14 protein-coding genes are annotated in these 14,573 nt (G+C 57.2%); 8 read left to right on the top strand and 6 right to left on the bottom strand.

Going from position 1 to position 14,573, the window contains the following annotated elements; genetic code table 11:
• Positions 1 to 58: 58 nt before the first annotated feature.
• Both ABMA60_RS02110 and tkt read right to left on the bottom strand, forming a co-directional pair.
• Positions 59 to 1,090 (bottom strand): BMP family protein, encoded by a 1,032-nt coding sequence (locus ABMA60_RS02110; protein ID WP_392797986.1) that lies wholly within the window; start codon positions 1,088 to 1,090, stop codon positions 59 to 61.
• A 333-nt stretch (positions 1,091 to 1,423) separates the two neighbouring features.
• The gene (gene tkt, locus ABMA60_RS02105; RefSeq protein WP_392797983.1) at positions 1,424 to 3,415 is read right to left on the bottom strand and encodes a transketolase; all 1,992 of its coding nucleotides are present in this window, start codon (positions 3,413 to 3,415) and stop codon (positions 1,424 to 1,426) included.
• A 265-nt stretch (positions 3,416 to 3,680) separates the two neighbouring features.
• Between tkt and ABMA60_RS02100 the strand changes: the two genes are divergently transcribed.
• The 6 genes from ABMA60_RS02100 to ABMA60_RS02075 all read left to right on the top strand — a co-directional run bounded on the left by ABMA60_RS02100 (position 3,681) and on the right by ABMA60_RS02075 (position 9,972).
• Positions 3,681 to 4,658, top strand: a complete 978-nt coding sequence (locus tag ABMA60_RS02100) for a metalloregulator ArsR/SmtB family transcription factor (RefSeq protein ID WP_392797980.1) — start codon at positions 3,681 to 3,683, stop codon at positions 4,656 to 4,658.
• A gap of 30 nt (positions 4,659 to 4,688) precedes the next feature.
• Positions 4,689 to 5,843, top strand: a complete 1,155-nt coding sequence (gene metK / locus ABMA60_RS02095) for a methionine adenosyltransferase (protein ID WP_392797978.1) — start codon at positions 4,689 to 4,691, stop codon at positions 5,841 to 5,843.
• A gap of 67 nt (positions 5,844 to 5,910) precedes the next feature.
• Positions 5,911 to 7,311, top strand: coding sequence for an adenosylhomocysteinase (ahcY, locus tag ABMA60_RS02090; RefSeq protein WP_392797975.1), 1,401 nt, complete (start codon positions 5,911 to 5,913; stop codon positions 7,309 to 7,311).
• An 87-nt stretch (positions 7,312 to 7,398) separates the two neighbouring features.
• Positions 7,399 to 8,232, top strand: coding sequence for a methylenetetrahydrofolate reductase [NAD(P)H] (gene metF, locus ABMA60_RS02085; RefSeq protein ID WP_392797973.1), 834 nt, complete (start codon positions 7,399 to 7,401; stop codon positions 8,230 to 8,232).
• A gap of 36 nt (positions 8,233 to 8,268) precedes the next feature.
• Positions 8,269 to 9,213 carry an N-acetyl-gamma-glutamyl-phosphate reductase gene (gene argC / locus ABMA60_RS02080; RefSeq protein WP_392797970.1) on the top strand — a complete coding sequence of 315 codons (945 nt, stop codon included), beginning with the start codon at positions 8,269 to 8,271 and terminating at the stop codon, positions 9,211 to 9,213.
• A 30-nt stretch (positions 9,214 to 9,243) separates the two neighbouring features.
• On the top strand, positions 9,244 to 9,972 hold the full coding sequence (locus tag ABMA60_RS02075; RefSeq protein ID WP_392797968.1) for a 16S rRNA (uracil(1498)-N(3))-methyltransferase: 729 nt from the start codon (positions 9,244 to 9,246) through the stop codon (positions 9,970 to 9,972).
• Between the two features lie 60 nt (positions 9,973 to 10,032).
• Here the strand turns inward: ABMA60_RS02075 and ABMA60_RS02070 are convergent, their stop codons facing one another.
• Both ABMA60_RS02070 and ABMA60_RS02065 read right to left on the bottom strand, forming a co-directional pair.
• A complete protein-coding gene (locus ABMA60_RS02070; protein ID WP_392797965.1) occupies positions 10,033 to 11,130 on the bottom strand; it encodes an AbrB family transcriptional regulator in 1,098 nt (365 codons plus the stop codon).
• A 15-nt stretch (positions 11,131 to 11,145) separates the two neighbouring features.
• Entirely contained in the window at positions 11,146 to 11,952 is an 807-nt protein-coding gene (locus ABMA60_RS02065; RefSeq protein ID WP_392797962.1) for a TatD family hydrolase, read from the bottom strand.
• 57 nt (positions 11,953 to 12,009) lie between these two features.
• Between ABMA60_RS02065 and ABMA60_RS02060 the strand changes: the two genes are divergently transcribed.
• A complete protein-coding gene (locus ABMA60_RS02060) occupies positions 12,010 to 12,630 on the top strand; it encodes an HAD family hydrolase (RefSeq protein WP_392797959.1) in 621 nt (206 codons plus the stop codon).
• Here the strand turns inward: ABMA60_RS02060 and ABMA60_RS02055 are convergent.
• Positions 12,627 to 13,520 carry a DNA-3-methyladenine glycosylase 2 gene (locus ABMA60_RS02055; protein WP_392797957.1) on the bottom strand — a complete coding sequence of 298 codons (894 nt, stop codon included), beginning with the start codon at positions 13,518 to 13,520 and terminating at the stop codon, positions 12,627 to 12,629. The two genes, ABMA60_RS02060 and ABMA60_RS02055, sit on opposite strands and share 4 nt — an antisense overlap.
• Positions 13,507 to 14,208 carry a 2OG-Fe(II) oxygenase gene (locus ABMA60_RS02050; protein ID WP_392797954.1) on the bottom strand — a complete coding sequence of 234 codons (702 nt, stop codon included), beginning with the start codon at positions 14,206 to 14,208 and terminating at the stop codon, positions 13,507 to 13,509. The genes ABMA60_RS02055 and ABMA60_RS02050 overlap by 14 nt, the downstream gene beginning before the upstream one ends.
• 136 nt (positions 14,209 to 14,344) lie before the next feature.
• Here ABMA60_RS02050 and ABMA60_RS02045 point away from each other — a divergent pair, with 136 nt between their 5' ends.
• The gene (locus tag ABMA60_RS02045) at positions 14,345 to 14,569 is read left to right on the top strand and encodes a DUF2798 domain-containing protein (protein WP_392797952.1); all 225 of its coding nucleotides are present in this window, start codon (positions 14,345 to 14,347) and stop codon (positions 14,567 to 14,569) included.
• Positions 14,570 to 14,573 lie beyond the last annotated feature (4 nt).

Raw genomic sequence — 14,573 nt, 5'->3', positions numbered from 1 at the left:
GCCGAACAAAAAAGCACTCGCGGGGTGGCGAGTGCTTTTCAGCGACAAGGCTGAAAAATCAGATGTCGCAGCTGCCAGTCGTGGTGTAGTCGTAAACGTCGATTTCACCATCGATGATGGCTTGACGGATTTGCGCCATCTCTTCTTCCCACTCCGGCTGAATCAGGTCCTGGTTGAATTCGTCCAGAGCCCAGTCAACACCGCCAGCAGACAGGTCGAGGACCTTAACGCCGCCTTCCCACTCACCGGCCTGGCCTTCTTCCCAGGTCTGGTAAGCAGCAACACCGACGCGCTTGACCATGGAAGTCAGCATGGTGCCCGGCTGCAGGTAGTTTTGGTTGGAGTCAACGCCGATGGCGTAGATGCCTTCGTCAGCCGCTGCCTGATAAACACCGATGCCAGTACCACCGGCCGCAGCGAAGATCACATCAGCGCCCTGAGAGATTTGAGACTTGGCCAGCTCAGAACCACGTGCCGGATCGGCAAACGCAGCCGGTGTAGAACCGGTCATGTTCTCGAAGTAATCAATGTCGCTGTTGACGTATTTGGCGCCTTGCTCGAAACCACAGGCGAACTTACGAATCAGCGGAATGTCCATGCCACCCACGAAACCAACGGCACCGTTTTCACTGGCCATGGCCGCCAGTGCACCGACCAGGAAAGAACCCTGGTGCTCAGCAAAGACGATGGACTGGACGTTGGGCAGATCGACCACAGAGTCGATGATGGCGAACTGAGTATCCGGGAACTCAGCGGCAACTTTTTGGATTGATGAATCGAAGTTGAAACCAACCGCAACGATCGGGCTGTTGCCGTTGCTGGCCAGACGACGCAGACCTTGCTCGCGCTGCTCTTCGTTCTGCGGTTCGAATTCGGCGACGGTTACGTCTTCGTGATCGGCATTGAATTCTTCAACACCGTTACGGAATACCGCTTCGTTAAAGGACTTGTCGAACTTCCCTGCCGTGTCGTAGATCACAGCCGGGCTAAAACTTGCGGACTGCTCTTCTTCGCTATCGGATGAGCAACCCGCCACCAAAACAGCGCCCGCGACGGCCGTCGCAGCAGCGACCTTGAACATACCTTTCATGGAGAATCCCCTATCAGCGATTAAAGTTATGGTTGTTTTTGCATACGCCCAACTGGCCCGACCCGGACCGTTGGGAGCACTCTAGGCATAGCTGACCGAACGGTCAACCCCTGAAGCCCCAGTGCAACAAACGCCTGCATTATACACGGCTATACGGGTGTTACAGCCGCAGAATCCCGCAATGCGATCCAGTGCAAACACTTTGTTATGCAAAAGACTTACCGCTGGCCAAAATCGCATAACAACCGCTGTTTCGTTACCCCAAAAACAACACCACCGGCTCAAGGCCGGTGGTGGTATCGGTCGGTCCCGAACAAGCCGGGACGAGCACTGTTACAGGATGGCTTGAGCGCGTTCAACCAGCGCATCGGCGGTAATGCCGAAATGCTGATACAGCTCGCCGGCAGGCGCCGACTCACCGAAGCTGGTCATGCCCAGAACGGCGCCATCGAGGCCGACGTACTTGTACCAGAAATCGGCGATACCGGCTTCAACCGCAATGCGCTTAACACCCGTCGGCAATACCGCTTCACGGTAGGCCGCATCCTGGGCATCGAAACGTTCGGTGCAAGGCATGGAAACCACGCGAGCCGCTACGCCTTTCGCCGCCAGCTGGTCGGCTGCGTCGATCGCCAGCCCCACTTCCGAACCGGTCGCGATCAGAATGATGGCTGGGGTGCCGTCGCTGTCACGCAGTACATAGCCGCCTTTTTCGATATCGGCAATCTGCTGACTTGTCCGTTTTTGGTGCGCCAGGCCCTGACGCGAGAAGACCAATGCACTGGGATGGTCCTTCGAGGCAATGGCGTTTTTCCAGGCCACGGCCGTTTCCACAGTATCGGCCGGGCGCCAGGTTTCCAGGTTCGGTGTCTGACGCAAGGAGGCCAGTTGCTCGACCGGCTGGTGCGTCGGACCGTCTTCACCCAGACCGATGGAGTCGTGGGTATAGACGTGAATCACCGGCTGCTTCATCAGCGCCGACATACGCACGGCGTTACGCGCGTATTCCATAAAGATCAGGAAGGTCGCACCGTAGGGACGGAAGCCGCCGTGCAGCGCCAGGCCGTTCATGATGGCGGTCATGCCAAATTCACGCACGCCGTAGAAGCAGTAGTTACCATCCGGCTCAGCCTGACTGACGCCCTTGGCACCGCTCCACAAGGTCAGGTTAGAGGCCGCCAGGTCAGCAGAACCGCCGAACAATTCCGGCAGTTTCGGCGCGAAAGCTTCGATCGATTGCTGCGACGCCTTACGGCTGGCAATGGATTCGCCTTTGGCGTCGATGTCTTTAATCAGGCCTTCGGCAAACTGTTCAAAGTCGGCCGGCAGTTCGCCTTTCATGCGACGCTCAAATTCCGCAGCCAGTTCCGGATGTGCACTTTGATAGGCGTTGAACGCATCCTGCCAGCTGGATTCAGCTTTACGACCTTTGCCGCGCGCATCCCAGGCGTCGTAGATGTCTTGCGGAATTTCGAACGGGCCGTGTTTCCAGCCCAGTTTCTCGCGGGTCAGCACGATTTCGTCATCACCCAGGGCCGCGCCATGGCTGGCTTCTTTGCCTTCTTTATTAGGGGAGCCGAAACCGATGATGGTTTTGCAGCAGATCAGCGTAGGCTGATCGGTGTTGTCGCGCGCGGTCTCAATCGCCTGTTTGATCTCTTCCGGGTCGTGGCCGTTAACACGCGGAATCACCTGCCAGCCGTAGGCTTCGAAACGCTTGACGGTATCATCGGTAAACCAGCCTTCCACTTCACCATCGATAGAAATGCCGTTGTCGTCATAAAAAGCGATCAACTTGCCCAGGCCTTGCGTACCGGCCAGAGAAGCCGCTTCGTGCGACACACCTTCCATCAGGCAGCCATCGCCGAGGAACACATAGGTGTGGTGATCGACGATGTCGTGACCCTTGCGGTTGAACTGAGCGCCCAGGGTTTTTTCCGCCAGCGCAAAACCGACGGCGTTCGCCAGACCCTGACCCAGCGGGCCGGTGGTGGTTTCGATACCCGGCGTGTAGCCATATTCCGGGTGACCCGGGGTGCGCGAATGCAGCTGACGGAACTGTTTGAGGTCTTCAATACCGAGGTCGTAACCGCTCAGATGCAGCAATGAATAATGCAGCATGGAGCCGTGGCCGTTGGACAGGATAAAGCGGTCGCGATCGTACCAGCTCGGATTGGTCGGGTTGTGCTTGAGATAATCGCACCACAGTACCTGGGCGATGTCGGCCATGCCCATCGGCATGCCAGGGTGACCGGAATTGGCTTTCTGGACCGCATCCATACTCAGAGCGCGGATCGCGTTGGCGAGATCACTGCGTGACGGCATCAAAACATCCTCGATTGATTCATTTGTTGTACGAGCGACGTGTCCGGGAAGGGCTCCCGAAAAGCGATAATAAAGTGTCCCAAAAGTGAACCGCAGGGCCAATGAACCCGTTAACAAGTTGCGCAGGGTCAGCCAGCACTTTCGAGACGCGAAATAATATCAGAAAGGCCGCGCTTCAGGCCACGGCACCCAGCCACCAAATCTATATCAATATTTTTTGATATAGACATTGAGAAAGCCATAATCCGCTGCTAGTCTTGCCGCCATGAACCTAGAGCAGCTGCCCGCCTTCTTTAAAGCCCTCGGCGACCCGACCCGACTGACCGTATTACAGGTGCTGGGGCAGGGTGCTTTTGGCGTGCTCGAACTCAGCGATCTGCTCGACGTGAAACAGTCCGGCATGAGTCACCACCTGAAAATTCTCGCCAAAGAGGGCTGGGTGGAAAGCCGGCGCGAAGGTAATTCCATTTATTACCGCCGCGCCCTGACCGACGCGCTCGGTCTGCAACAAAGTCTGTTTCGCACGCTCGACAGCTACGCTCTGCCGCAGCCTTTGGCGACCAAGCTCGACGACATTCGCGCCGCCCGGCTGGAAGCGGCCCAGGCATTTTTTGCCAGTCACGCCGATGAACTGGAGCTCTATCAGGAACGTATAGCGCTCTTTGGTCAGTACGGACCGGAAACTCTGGCACTGCTCGACAACGTGCGCCAGCCCAGCCACCAGACCGTACTGGAAGTCGGCCCCGGCAAAGGTGAGTTCTTGCGTGCGTTGCACGAACGCTTTGCGTCAGTCACCGGTGTCGATATTTCCAGCGCCATGCTCGATCAGGCGCGCGGTCTGACCGAAGACCTGACCGGCGTCAAACTGCGCCAGTGCGACACCGCTGCCTTGGTTGCCGAAGGCGAACGTTACGACCTGGTGGTCTATAACATGGTCTTGCACCACGTACCGGCGCCCGGTCAGGAACTGCAGCAATGCGCCCAACTGATGGACCCCGGTGGCCTGTTGGTGGTCACCGACCTGTGTCGTCACGAACAGGAATGGGCTTACAGCGAATGCGGCGACCAGTGGCTCGGTTTCGAGCCCGATGAACTACACCAGTGGGCCACTGCCGCCGGTCTGGTCCACGAAACCGGCCGTTTTCTGGCCTTACGCAACGGCTTTCAGGTGCAAACACAGCTGTACCGCAAGCCAGGAATACAACACGAACGCACAAGCCGTCACGCCACCGTGGCAGCCTGACCCAATCATCATCAGCTCGAGGGAACCACAATGAGCGAATACAGCCTGTTTACATCTGAGTCCGTCTCCGAAGGCCATCCGGATAAAATGGCCGACCAGATTTCCGACGCCGTTCTGGATGCCATTCTGACCGAAGACAAAAATGCCCGCGTCGCTGTCGAAACCCTGGTGAAAACCGGCATGGCGATCATCGCCGGTGAAGTGCGCACCAATACTTATGTCGATCTCGAAGACATCGTGCGCGGCGTGATTCGTGACATCGGTTACACCAGCTCAGACGTTGGTTTCGATGCCGATTCCTGCGCGGTACTCAACGCCATCGGTAAACAGTCCGCCGACATCGCCATGGGCGTTGACGAAGCTGACAACAAAGATCAGGGCGCCGGCGACCAGGGCCTGATGTTCGGTTACGCCACCAACGAAACCGATGCCTTTATGCCCGCGCCAATCTACTTCTCACACCGTCTGGTCGAACGCCAGGCCAAGCTGCGCAAAAACGGCACCCTGCCCTGGTTGCGTCCGGACGCCAAATCTCAGGTCACGCTGCGCTACGAAAACGGCCAGCCAGTCGCGGTCGATGCCGTTGTGTTGTCGACTCAGCACGACCCCAACATCAGCCTGGGCGATCTGCGCGATGCCGTGCTCGAACACATCATCAAGCCGACGCTGCCGGCCGAATGGCTGCACGACAAAACCCTGTTCCACATCAATCCGACCGGCAACTTCGTTATCGGCGGCCCGGTGGGCGACTGCGGTCTGACCGGCCGTAAAATCATCGTCGACACTTACGGCGGCATGGCGCGCCACGGCGGCGGTGCCTTCTCCGGTAAAGACCCGTCCAAAGTCGACCGTTCAGCGGCTTACGCCGGTCGTTATGTGGCGAAAAACATCGTGGCTGCGGGCTTGGCCGATAAGTGCGAAATTCAGGTGTCTTACGCCATCGGCGTCGCCGAACCGACGTCGATTTCGATCAATACTTTTGGCACCAACAAGGTCGATGAAAACCTCATTGCCGAACTGGTGCGCGAACACTTCGACCTGCGTCCGCGCGGCATCGTCGAAATGCTCGACCTGCTCAAACCGATTTACCGCCCAACTGCCGCCTACGGCCACTTCGGCCGCGACGGTTTCAGCTGGGAAAATCTGGATAAAGTCGACGCTTTGAAGAAAGGCGCTAACCTCTAATCGCAATCACAGTTCAGGAAACCAGCGCGACCCCCGACCCTTGCGCCGGCTCCAACAGGAGAGCTCCATGACTACAGCAACCGATATTTCCAACTTCAGCGACTACAAAGTCGCCGACATCAACCTGGCCGCTTATGGCCGCAAAGAAATCGCCATCGCCGAAAGCGAAATGCCGGCGCTGATGGCGCTGCGCTCTAAATACAAAGCCGAGCAGCCGTTAAAAGATGCGCGCATCATGGGTTGTATTCATATGACCATCCAGACCGCCGTGCTGATCGAAACGCTGGTCGAGCTGGGCGCTGAAGTGCGCTGGTCATCGTGCAATATTTTCTCCACTCAGGATCACGCTGCCGCTGCGATTGCCGCCGCTGGCATTCCGGTGTTCGCCTGGAAAGGTGAAACCGAAGAAGAATTCCTCTGGTGCATCGAGCAAACCATCCTCTCGGAAAAAGACGGCAAAGACACCTGGAACGCCAACATCATTCTCGATGATGGTGGCGATTTGACCGAGATGGTGCACAAGAAATACCCGCAACTGCTGAACGACATTCACGGCATCAGCGAAGAGACCACCACCGGTGTGCATCGCCTGCTGGAAATGCTCGACGAAGGTACCTTGAAAGTCCCGGCGATCAACGTTAACGACTCGGTCACCAAGTCAAAGAACGACAACAAATACGGTTGCCGTCATTCGCTGAACGACGCCATCAAGCGCGCCACCGATCACCTGTTGGCCGGTAAGAAAGCGCTGGTCATCGGCTACGGTGACGTTGGCAAAGGTTCGGCCGCATCCCTGCGTCAGGAAGGCATGATCGTGCGCGTCACCGAGATTGATCCGATCTGCGCCATGCAGGCGTGCATGGACGGTTTCGAAGTGGTCTCGCCGTACAAAGACGGCCACAACGACGGCACCGCTGCCAGCATCAACAAAGAACTGCTGGGCAACACCGACCTCATCGTCACCACCACCGGCAACACCAATGTCTGTGATCAGCACATGCTGACCGCGCTTAAAAAAGGCGCCGTGGTGTGCAACATCGGCCACTTCGACAACGAAATCGACACCGCCTACATGCGCAAAAACTGGCGTTGGGATGAAGTGAAGCCACAAGTGCATCAGATTTTCCGCAGCGACGACAGCAGCGATTATCTGATCCTGTTGGCCGAAGGCCGACTGGTCAACCTGGGCAACGCCACCGGCCACCCGAGCCGTGTTATGGACGGTTCTTTCGCCAACCAGGTGCTGGCGCAAATGTATCTGTACGAACAGAAATTTGCCGACCTGCCGGAAGCGGAAAAAGCCAAGAACCTCTACGTGAAAGTCCTGCCGAAAAAACTCGACGAAGAAGTGGCGGCGGAAATGGTACGCGGTTTCGGTGGCGTTATTACTCGCCTGACCGACCAGCAAGCCAAGTACATTCGCGTACCGGTCGAAGGCCCGTACAAGCCGAACGATTATAAGTATTGATGAACCGCTAGACGCTGGACGGGAGACGGGAGATGCTGGTTAGCGTTTTGCGTCTTCCGTTAAGCGTCTCCCGACAGAGTCTTCCCAATGTCCATTTCCGTCCCCGTCAGCTTTGAATTTTTTCCGCCGCGCACCGAAGTCGGTTATGAAAAACTGTTCGAAGAACACGCTGCACTAAAAGCCGTTAATCCGGAATTTTTCTCGGTCACTTACGGCGCGGGTGGTTCCACTCAGGAACGCACCATTCAGACCGTAATTGAGTTGAATCAGCGCGGTGTGCCGAGTGCGCCGCATCTGTCGTGCATTGGTACTACGGAAGCGACGGTGGTCGAATTACTGGATCGTTACCGCGATGCCGGCATTCGTCGCATCGTCACCTTGCGCGGCGATTTGCCATCGGGCATGGGTGGTACCGGTGGCGACTTCCGTTACGCCAGCGATCTGGTGCGTTTTATCCGCACCCATTACCAAGACACTTTTAAACTCGAAGTGGCGGCCTACCCGGAAATGCATCCGCAGGCGCCAAACTTCGATGCCGACATTCAGAACTTCATTACCAAGGCCGAAGCCGGTGCCGACCGCGCCATCACTCAGTACTTCTATAACGCCGACGCCTACCGCCACTTCGTGCGCGAAGTAAGAGCGCGGGGCTGTGACATCGAGATCGTGCCGGGTATCATGCCGATCACCAACGTATCGAGCCTGATCCGCTTTTCCGATGCCTGCGGTGCCGACATTCCGCGCTGGTTGCGCAAGCAACTCGAAGCCTGCGGTGACGACAGCAAACGCATCCAGGCGATTGGCCAGACAGTGGTGACGACCTTATGTCACGAACTGCTCGACAGCGGCGCACCGGGGCTGCATTTCTACACCCTGAACCGCGCCGAACCGTCACTGGCGATTCTGGATCAGCTTGGTTAACGAACCTGCAGTAATAGACCCAGGGCAAAACACAGCATGGCACACAAGGTATTCATCGACGGCCAATACGGCACCACAGGACTGCAAATTCAGCAGCGGCTCGAGGCTCATCCCGAGGTCGAACTGCTCAGCATTCCCGAAGACCAACGTCGCGACCAAAGCCTGCGCCAGCAATACCTGAACGACGCCGAAGTAGTTTTCCTCTGTTTGCCCGACGACGCTTCGCGCGAAGCGGTAACGCTGATCACCAACCCCAGCACCGTTATCATTGATGCCTCCAGCGCGCATCGAGTCGCACCGGGCTGGGTCTATGGCGTGCCGGAACTGCCCGGCCAGCGTGAACAACTGCGCGCCGCCAACCGCATTGCCAACCCCGGCTGCTACCCGACCGGCATGACCTTGCTGACCACGCCGCTGGTCAAGGCCGGTTTGCTGCCGACCGATTACCCGATCAGCGTGCACGCCATCACCGGTTACAGCGGTGGCGGTAAAGCCATGATCGCCGATTACCAAAGCAAGACCGGTAGCGACGCCGCCAATGCTGCCGCGCGGCCGAAAAACCTCGACCTCAGCCACAAACATCTGCCGGAAATGCAGCAGATTCCCGGCTTTGAATTTGCGCCGGTCTTTGTGCCCACCGTCGCCAACGTCGAACAAGGCATGATCGTCGAAGTGCCATTGCACGAACGTTTGCTCGGCGGCAGCGCTGCCCAGGTTCACCAATGCCTGGCCTCGGCCTACAGCGGCGAAACCTTCGTACAACTGATGCCGTTGAACGATGAATCTCACCTCGACGAGGGCGGCTTTTTAAACCCGACCGCCTGCAACAACAGCAACCGCATCGAACTCTTCGTGTTCGCCAAAGACGGTCGCATCATGCTGATGGCGCGGCTCGATAATCTCGGCAAAGGCGCTTCCGGCGCGGCGGTGCAGAACATGAATCTGCGCCTGGGTTTGGACGAAAGCACCGGCCTGTTGTAATTAAAGCAGTAACTAGAGTTGTAACTGAAAATGCGCATCCCGCGAATCTACCTGCCCGACGCCAACCAAGGCGGCACTGAGCTGGCGCTGCCCGACAGCGCTTTTGGGCATTTGGTGCGCGTGCTGCGCATGAACAACGGCGCCCTGCTGGAAGTATTCAATGGTCGCGGCCAACGCTTCAGCGCCGAACTGGCGTCGGTCGGTAAACGTGACGCTGCGGTCAAGGTGCTCGAAGCGCTGCCCAGCCATACCGAATCGCCACTGCATACGCATTTGGGTTTGGTCATGTCCAAAGGCGACCGCTTCGATTACGCCCTGCAAAAAGCCACCGAACTCGGCGTCAGCGCCATCACCCCGCTGACCAGCGAACGCTGCGATTTAAAACTCAAAGCCGACCGGCAAGAAAAGAAACTGCAGCACTGGCAAGGCGTGCTGGCCTCGGCGTGTGAACAATGCGGGCAGGATCGATTGCCCGAACTGGGCGAGATTCAAAGCCTGGAAACTTGGGTAGCCGCACAAAACAGCGCGCTGAAACTGGTGCTGCACACCAGCGCGGAAAAGCCGAATTTTCCTGAAGCTTCACCCGAAACCGTCAGCTTTCTAATCGGCCCTGAAGGTGGACTCACCGACCTGGAAGTCAGCGCTGCCACCAAAGCCGGCTTCCAAAGCTGGCAACTCGGGCCGCGCGTTTTGCGAACCGAAACCGCACCGGTGGTGATGCTGGCGTTGTTGCAGCAAAGGTGGGGCGATTATTTGTGATGGGAGACGCTTAACGGGAGACGGAAGACGCTAATTACGGAGCGTCGCCTAACGGCTCCGCTAACCAGCGTTCGGCGTCTCCCGTTCAGCGTCTTCCAAAAGCCGCTTCGCCAACGCTCTGGCCAACATCGGACTCACCAACAACACCAACAAAAACCGCAATGTCTGAAAGGTCATGATCAGGCCGACATCGACATCGGTGGACGCGGCGATAATAGCGACGCTGTCGAGCCCGCCCGGGCTGGTTGCGAGGTAGGCGGTCAGCGGATCGATATCGAACAACCACACCAAGCCGGCCGCCAACAGGCCGCACAACGCCATCAACAACAAGATAGAAAACAGAATGCGCCAGAATGCGCGCATCGCGTATTGCACCACGGCCAAAGTAAAGCCCAGGCCGATGCGCCAGCCGAGCACCATATAGCTGATCGCCAGCAGCCAGGGCGGCTGCACCAACTCAACAACACCGCTCAACGACAAAGCACCGCCAATCGCCAAGGGTGTCAGCAAGGCGCCGCCCGGAATCTTTAATTTCAAACCGAGCCAGCCACCGAAGGCGGCGATCATCAATGTTTCGAGCAGTGAAATCAGATTAAAGGACGGAAACCAATAAGCAGCGCTGGTGACCGAAACTCCGGAGTGCGACGCGGTTATGGCGGCAACCACCGAGGCCGTTCCCGCCACCAACAGCACGCGCAGATACTGCATAAAGGCGACCAATCTGGGGTCGCCACCACCGCTTTCGGAAAGGATCACCATCACCGAGGCCGCGCCGGGCGGCGTGCCCCAAATGGCGGTGGTGCCGGGTAACACCTGCTTGCGCGCCAGCACCCAACCCTGAGCGGCAGCAATGCCGAGCACAAGTACAGTGACCGACAGATACAGCCACCAGCGCGTGAAAAAATCGAACACCACATCAGCTTCGAGACTGCGCGCGACCAGACAACCAATCATAGTCTGCGCCATATAAAAACCCGGCTTACCGATGCGCAGCGAACTGCCCCGCAGGCTGAAAATAATGCCAACGATCATCGGCCCAAGCAGCAAAGCAGCGGGCAAACCGAGCAATTCGAGGATGGCGGAAAAGAACACCGAGACCAGCAGCAAAAAGCCCCAGCGTTTTACGAATACAACAGCCCGATTGGCAGATTTCGTCATTCCGTTTGCTTTGTCTCAGGCCCAGCCAAACAATTTCTGGGCGTTGTGGTAACTCTGTTTCAGTACCTGATCGACCGGGAGTTGTTTTACGTCGGCGATTTTTTCAATCACAAAGGGCAAAAACTTCGGCGCGTTTTCCTGACCGCGATAAGGCACCGGCGTTAAAAACGGCGAGTCGGTTTCCACCACCAATTGTTCAATCGGCGTGGCCGCCAGAACTTCGCGCACGTTCTCGGCCTTATTGAAGGTAATGATACCGTTAAAGCCGAGCATAAATCCCTGCTCTAAACAGTACTGCGCCAAGTCGATGCCCGAGGTAAAGCTGTGGATCACGCCTTTGCGTTTCAGGTGCGGCACGTACTCCGCCAGAATCGCCTGGGTGTCTTCGTCGGCATCGCGAGTGTGGATGACCACCGGCTTGTCGAGTTCGCAGGCAATCTTCAACTGGTCGGCAAACACCTGACGCTGCTTGGCGCGGTCGGAATGGTCGTAGTGATAATCCAAGCCAATTTCACCGATGGCGACGATCTTGTCATCGTTAGCGTGCGCGCGCAGTTCGGCGTCGGTGGCGTCGGTGTAGTGGTCGGCATCGTGCGGATGAATGCCCTGAGTGCCGTATATCATCTCGTGTTCTTCGGTCAGATCGCGCACCCGGCCGAGATTGTCCGGCTCCACCGCTATGGTTACGATACGCTCGATTCCCACGGCTCTGGCGTCGTCCAGAATCTGGCTCAGTTCGGCATCCTTCAGATAGTCGAGGTGGCAGTGCGTTTCGACAATGGGATGGGAAAAGACGGGAATATCGCGTTTCTTGCGGCTCATAAGACTGACCCTGGGACCGTGGGCGGCCCAGTTTAGTGATCAACGAGTGGAGATGCCATGCCGGCAACGATCAAACATCTGATTTTCGACATGGGCGGCGTTCTGGTGCGCTTACAGTGGCACCAACAGGTAACGGTGTTGCTGGGGCGGGACGTGCCGTTCGAACAGATCCACGCACTCTGGGGCAATGCCCGTTCTACCCACGCCTTTGAAACCGGCCAGCTCGATTTCGACGCCTTCACCGAGGCGCTGATCGAGGAATTCGAACTCAAGCTCAGCCGCGACGAAGTGCAGTCCCGCTTTCGCGCCATGCTCGATGACGACTTCGACGACAGCGTGCCGCTGTTAACCGAGCTAAAAACCGACGGCCGCTATACCTTAAGTTTGCTCAGCAACACCAACCCCTGCCACCTGGAAATGGTCAAAGCACGCAACACCGTCTGGCCGCTGCTCGACCATCCCTTTACCAGCCTCGATTTCGGCCTGATGAAACCCGACCCGGCAATCTATCAAGCCGTGCTAACAGCGCTGAAGGCGCAGCCGGAAGAGTGCTGGTTTTTTGATGATGGCATCCGCAATGTCGAAACAGCGCGTGCCTTAGGCATTAACGCCGAGCTGGTATTTGGGCCGGAAGATATTCGCAAGGTGCTGCAAGAACAGGGCGTTTTTGGCGGTTAATAACCTGCTGCATTCGCCCGCGCCCAAAGATGCGCCGCCATCAAAGCGCGCCAGGGCGAAAACTGCGCCAGCCATTGCTCGGTGAATTTGGCATCTGGAGTAGTCTGGTGCGCTAATAATTCGCCGAGGTTTTTACGCACCGCCACATCGCCGTGCAGCGAACCATCGAGCCAACTAAAGCCGCGCAGCAAGGCATAATTGACCGTCCAGGGACCGATGCCTTTCAGCGCCAATAGCTGGTTGGAAATCAGTTCGGCATCTGGCGCCTTTAACCAGTCATCCAGCGGCAATTCACCGGATAAAATGCCCTCGCACAAGGCACGAATAGCAATGAGTTTGGCGCGTGATAACCCGGTCTCACGCAGCCGCTCGTCGCTCAATGCCATCAGGGTTTGCGCATCGGGAAAGGCGAACAGATTTTGCGGTGCTTGCTGGTTGGCAGCCAAAATTAATCGACGCCGAATATTGATCGCCACAATGACACTGATCTGCTGACCGACAATGGCCCAGACCAAGGCTTCAAAAGGCGTGGCCGACTGCGGCACGCGCAAACCCGGCCGCTGTTGCAGCAACTCACCCACCTCAGGATGATCGGCAAATTGCGCTTCGAATGCAGCCGCGCCCTGATCCAAGCCGAGCATTTTTTCAGCAACGCTTTTTAACGGAAATTCAGCGGCTTTTTCGCCGTCGCATTGCACGCTGAGTTGGTTTTGATCGAAGTGAAAACTGAGCGTTAATGGATGGCCTTGGAACATTATCGCTTTGCTAACCGACTGGTCGTCGCAGCGCTCGGCAATGCTTTCAATATCGCGACCATGGAAGGCCAAAAAATCATCACGGCGAAAATCAGCCGGCAGACTGAGCGGCAAGGTCGTGCTATTGAGCGTCATGAAAAATCAGTCCCAGAGTAAAGCGTTCGCCACCGTGCACCCGGCTGACACCGTGACGCAAGGTGACTCGATAATCGCCGCGCGTTCCCGCCACCGGCCGATACTGACCGGCAAAGATAACCGCATCGCCATGCTGCAATGAAACCACGTCCGGGCGCGATTGGCGATGCGGACGTTGCTCAACCAACGTGAATTCACCACCGCTAAAATCCTCGCCCGGCTGTGACAGCATCACAGTCAATTGCAGTGGAAAAGCGAGCGGGCCGTACAAATCCTGGTGCAAACAGTTGTAGTCATCTTTGCCATAGCGCAACAAAAGCGGCGTCGGTTTGGTCTGACCGGCGGCGTGACAGTGGGCAATAAAGTCGGCATGCGCTTTCGGATAACGATGCTCAAAACCCAAACGCTGCGACCAACGATTCGCCAGCGGCACCAGGCGTTGATAAAGCTGCGCTCTTAAGGTGCCGATCAGCTCGGGCAACGGTTCATCAAAATACTGATATTCGCCCTGACCAAAACCGTGGCGCTGCATAATCACCTGACTGCGAAAACGCTGGCGGTCGGCGTAACTGTCGATCAGCGCCTGGCATTCGTCTGGTTGCAGCAACTCGGGCAAGCGCGCATTGCCATAGCGGTCGAGTTCAGTTTCCAGCGCTGGCCAGTCGTAGTTGGTCAGTCGATTCGTCATATCCGCATCCACTCGTTTTCCAGGCTCTGTTTTTAACCGCACTCTAGGCCTTAACAAACCCGATGCCATCCGCACCTTGCGATGCAATTCGAAAGCCCCATCATAGGGGCGGTCTCAACCTTGGGGAAAACTCCGAATGCGCGTTCATAAAACCTTGCGGCCCTTTACCTTTCCGCTGCTGATGTCGGTTTATATGGTCACTTTGATGACCGCTCTGATCACCTGGCTGAACATTGGCTTTGGCGCTGATTATCTGCACGCCTGGGGTCAGGCTTTTCTGTTTGCCTGGCCGATTGCCTTCGTGCTGATCCTGCTCGGCGCACCCAAACTGCAAGCGCTGACCGCCTACCTGCATCGTTAACTGA

Origin of the sequence: Saccharospirillum sp. HFRX-2 (genome assembly GCF_043196805.1) — a bacterium.
Taxonomy (GTDB): Bacteria; Pseudomonadota; Gammaproteobacteria; order Pseudomonadales; family Natronospirillaceae; genus Saccharospirillum.
The sequence above is the reverse complement of the archived record's forward strand: the minus strand, read 5'-3'. Positions and strand labels throughout refer to the sequence as shown.

What these genes read in the sequence shown, in the direction of transcription:
- ABMA60_RS02065 (WP_392797962.1), bottom strand. Translation starts at nt 11,952, where the DNA reads ATGAGCCGCAAGAAACGCGATATTCCCGTCTTTTCCCATCCCATTGTC.
- ahcY (WP_392797975.1), top strand. Translation starts at nt 5,911, where the DNA reads ATGACTACAGCAACCGATATTTCCAACTTCAGCGACTACAAAGTCGCC.
- metK (WP_392797978.1), top strand. Translation starts at nt 4,689, where the DNA reads ATGAGCGAATACAGCCTGTTTACATCTGAGTCCGTCTCCGAAGGCCAT.
- ABMA60_RS02060 (WP_392797959.1), top strand. Translation starts at nt 12,010, where the DNA reads ATGCCGGCAACGATCAAACATCTGATTTTCGACATGGGCGGCGTTCTG.
- ABMA60_RS02055 (WP_392797957.1), bottom strand. Translation starts at nt 13,520, where the DNA reads ATGACGCTCAATAGCACGACCTTGCCGCTCAGTCTGCCGGCTGATTTT.
- ABMA60_RS02050 (WP_392797954.1), bottom strand. Translation starts at nt 14,208, where the DNA reads ATGACGAATCGACTGACCAACTACGACTGGCCAGCGCTGGAAACTGAA.
- tkt (WP_392797983.1), bottom strand. Translation starts at nt 3,415, where the DNA reads ATGCCGTCACGCAGTGATCTCGCCAACGCGATCCGCGCTCTGAGTATG.
- ABMA60_RS02070 (WP_392797965.1), bottom strand. Translation starts at nt 11,130, where the DNA reads ATGACGAAATCTGCCAATCGGGCTGTTGTATTCGTAAAACGCTGGGGC.
- ABMA60_RS02110 (WP_392797986.1), bottom strand. Translation starts at nt 1,090, where the DNA reads ATGAAAGGTATGTTCAAGGTCGCTGCTGCGACGGCCGTCGCGGGCGCT.
- ABMA60_RS02075 (WP_392797968.1), top strand. Translation starts at nt 9,244, where the DNA reads ATGCGCATCCCGCGAATCTACCTGCCCGACGCCAACCAAGGCGGCACT.
- argC (WP_392797970.1), top strand. Translation starts at nt 8,269, where the DNA reads ATGGCACACAAGGTATTCATCGACGGCCAATACGGCACCACAGGACTG.
- metF (WP_392797973.1), top strand. Translation starts at nt 7,399, where the DNA reads ATGTCCATTTCCGTCCCCGTCAGCTTTGAATTTTTTCCGCCGCGCACC.
- ABMA60_RS02045 (WP_392797952.1), top strand. Translation starts at nt 14,345, where the DNA reads ATGCGCGTTCATAAAACCTTGCGGCCCTTTACCTTTCCGCTGCTGATG.
- ABMA60_RS02100 (WP_392797980.1), top strand. Translation starts at nt 3,681, where the DNA reads ATGAACCTAGAGCAGCTGCCCGCCTTCTTTAAAGCCCTCGGCGACCCG.